We start from the raw sequence: 3,607 nt of genomic DNA on the forward strand, positions 1-3,607 counted from the left end.
GTCGGGCGTACCGCTGCCGGCCGATGTCTTCATCATTGCCGTACCGACGCCCTTCGATGCGTGCCACGAAGCCGACCTCAGCTATATCGAAGCCGCAGCCAACTCCGTGGCACCGGTATTGCGCCCGGGAAACCTGGTCATCCTGGAATCGACTTCGCCGATCGGCGCCACCGAACAGATGTCGGCATGGCTGGCGCAACTGCGGCCGGACCTGAGCTTTCCGCAAAGTGCGGGCGAGGATTCCGACATCCGGATCGCCCATTGCCCGGAGCGCGTCCTGCCCGGCCGCATCCTGCGCGAACTGGTGGACAACGACCGGGTGATCGGCGGCATGACGCCGAAATGCGCACAACTGGCTGCCAGCCTTTACGCCAGCTTCGTGCAGGGCGAATGCGTGCAGACGGGGGTGCGCACCGCGGAAATGTGCAAGCTCGCAGAAAACGCCTTCCGCGATGTCAACATCGCCTTCGCCAACGAACTCTCGATGATCTGCGACAAGCTGGGCATCGATGTCTGGGAACTGATCAAGCTGGCCAACCGGCATCCCCGGGTCGATATCCTGCGTCCCGGTTGCGGTGTCGGCGGGCACTGCATTGCCGTCGATCCCTGGTTCATCATCAAGAAAAGCCCCGAACAGGCGACGCTGATGCGCGCCGCGCGCGAAGTCAATGACACCAAACCCGGCTGGATCATCGACAAGGTTGAAGCAGCAGTCGACGCGCTGAAACATCAGGGAGTGGCCGAAGAAAAGCTCCGCATTGCCTGCCTTGGCCTGGCGTTCAAGGCGGATGTGGACGACTTGCGGGAAAGTCCTGCGCTGGCCATTACGGCAGCTCTGGCCAGACGGTATCCGGGTCAGGTGCAAGCAGTCGAGCCGAATATCGAGAACGTACCGCAGACCCTGGCCGATCTGGATGTCGCCCTCACCGACCTGGAGACGGCGTGCCGGGAAAGCTCGGTCATCGTTCTTCTGGTCGAGCACGCCGAGTTCAAGAAGCGCGAATTCACTCCCGCCAAACATCAACGATTGATCGATAGCATTGGTATCTGGAAAGCACAGCAATGACGAATCCGCAAACGACAGCCAACGAAGCGAAGCTGAAGGATCTCCAGGAGGAGAACGAACTCTTGCTCCTGCAACTGCACCAGGTGCAGGAGGAACTGGAGCGTTATTTCCTGGCCAGTCAGAGTGTGCCGAACAGCAATAAGCTACCGGCCAGCGCTCCGGCAGCATCCGTCGCCTGGGTGGATGAGGATTTGCCTGAACTGCATGCCGAGGTCGAACGCCTGCGTACCCTGAACGAGGTCCGGAAGCGTTGCTTCGAGATCGAATCACGGAAAAATCTGAATGCGCAGTTGGGCAACATCCTGATTGACGCGGCGGACAAGCCGGCTAACGTCCTGGGCGTGCCTGGAAAACTGCTTGCTGCCTGGCGTCAATCGCGCAAACAGGTGCCGCCCAAGGCCTTGGGCGGCAAGGAATTCGACAAGGTCACAGCCGTTTACGAAAAAGACGGTTTCCCGGGGGTTAGCGCGCTGCTGCTTTCGACGCCGTTGTCGCAAGTTGTGCGGGCCAACGCTTACACGGCACTTGCCCGTCACTTGTTGAAGCGGGATGCCAAGGCAGCGGCACAGGCAGCGCTTCTTGCTTACGAAAACGACCCGCGCCATTTCCGCCTGAAATGGCTGGCATTTCGCCTGCATGAAGCGGGCGAGTTGCTGGAAGCGGAAGCCATGCTCGACTTGTTGCCGGCGGATACCAAATTCAGCGACTCGGAACAGCGTCACGTCAACCAATTGCGCTGGGACGCCAAAAATGCCCGTTTGCACGAAGCGCGTACGCGGACTGCCTATGTCGAAAGGCGCCAGGAAGCCGAACGCAAATTCAAGGCATTGACCGAGGCACGGGACGAACAGACGCGGCTGGTACAGCAGAAGGACGAGGAGTTGGCGGCGTTGAAGGATGCCGGGACAAAGCTGGAAAAGGAAAAGGCAGCGCTGACTGCGGAGCGCGATGGGCTGCAGGCGCAGCAGAAGAGCAAGGCCGCAGAGTACGCGAAATCCCTGGAAACGCTGACCAAGGCGCGAGATGAACAGACGCGGCTGGTACAGCATAAGGATAAGGAACTCGCCGCGTTGAAAGACGCCAGGGCAAAGCTGGAAAAGGAAAAGGCAGCACTGGTTGCAGAGTACGCGAAATCCTTTGAGCAGGAGAAGGCCACTCAGGCTTCAGCCCGGCAAGCCCTGGAAAAGCAGCTTCGGGAAAAGGAGAAGGCGGCCAAAGCCCAGATTGCCAGGCTCGACCTGCAGGTGAAGGAAAAGAGCGAGGAGAACCAGTTGCTCTTGCTCAACCTGCATCAGGTTCAGGAGGAACTCGAACGGCTTTTCCTCAAGCATCAGGAAGCAGAGAAGAATCTTGGTGCATCTGCCAAGGAAGTCGAAGCGCTGAAACAAGAAACATCAAAACTCGAGCAGGAAAAAGTCGCCCTGATGAAGGCGCAGCAGGTACTTGAGCATCGTTTGCAGGAGCAGCAAAAGACAGCAAATGAAGAATTGGCCAAAGCCAATGCGCAAGTGAGCGAAAAATCCGAGGAAAACCAGCTGTTGCTGCAGAACCTCCACCAGGTTCAGGAAGAGCTTGAGCAGGTTTTCTTCAACCAAGAGAGCCTGCAGAAGGAGCTGGCGAGTCGTGCTCAGGAAATCTCTGCAGCTTTGCAGACCACCTCTGCACTTGAGCAGGAAAGACAGCGCTTGACTCTTGCGCTGGAAGAAAAAGATGCCTTGATTCATCGCTATGTTAGCGATCTCAATCTGCTCGAATCGGCAAAGACCCACCTGGAAGCCGAGAACGCCGAATTGGTCGCCTCTAGGCAAGAACTGGGAGAAGTAGCACACCAACTTGCCCGGGAAATTGGAGAAATGCAGCATCGGCTCGCCCAACTCGATGAAGAAAAGGCCTTCCTGATTCTGGCTCGCGGGGAGCAGGCGCGTGTCGAGCAGCAGATTCGTCTGGACCGGGAAGTGATGCGTGAGAATCTGGCGCAAGTGGTCCGTGAACTTGAGCAGGAGAAACTTGGCAATGCGCAACTGGAGCAGGACAAGAATGCTCTTGCTGCAGCCTGCGATGAGCGAGGCAACGCACTGCGGCAACTTGCCCTGGAACTGGATCAGCTCAGGCTGGCAAAGGCGCAGTTGGAGCGTGATTGGACCGTCTTGGCTACCGACCGCGATGTGCAAGCAGCGCGCGCTCAGAAATCGACCAACGAAGCAGAGCAATTGCGGTTGGACAAACAGTTGTTGGAAAACGACAAAACCACCTTGATTGCGGCGCGCGACGAGCAGAGCAAGCGCGCCCAGCAACTGGCGCAGGAAGTCGAGCAGCTCAAGCAAGGCAAGGCACAGCTGGAGCAGGACAAGGGAGCGCTGACCACAGCGTGCGACGAGCAGAGCAAGCGCGCCCAGCAACTGGCGCAGGAAGTGGAGCAGCTCAAGCAAGGCAAGGCACAGCTGGAGCAGGACAAGGGAGCGCTGACCGCAGCGCGCGACGAGCAGAGCAAGCGCGCCCAGCAACTGGCGCAGGAAGTGGAGCAGCTCAAGCAAGGCAAGG

Annotated in this window: 2 protein-coding genes; both read left to right on the forward strand. The window is 58.6% G+C overall.

Annotation, left to right across the window (positions count from 1 at the left end; all coding sequences use genetic code 11):
* On the forward strand, positions 1 to 1,066 hold a 1,066-nt coding region (gene wecC, locus ACE3OV_RS15455; protein ID WP_374328362.1), incomplete at its 5' end, for a UDP-N-acetyl-D-mannosamine dehydrogenase.
* The coding region (locus tag ACE3OV_RS15460) for a hypothetical protein (protein WP_374328363.1) at positions 1,063 to 3,607 on the forward strand (2,545 nt) is incomplete at its 3' end. The genes wecC and ACE3OV_RS15460, both read left to right, overlap by 4 nt.

Origin of the sequence: Azonexus sp. (genome assembly GCF_041909095.1) — a bacterium.
Lineage (GTDB): Bacteria > Pseudomonadota > Gammaproteobacteria > Burkholderiales > Rhodocyclaceae > Azonexus.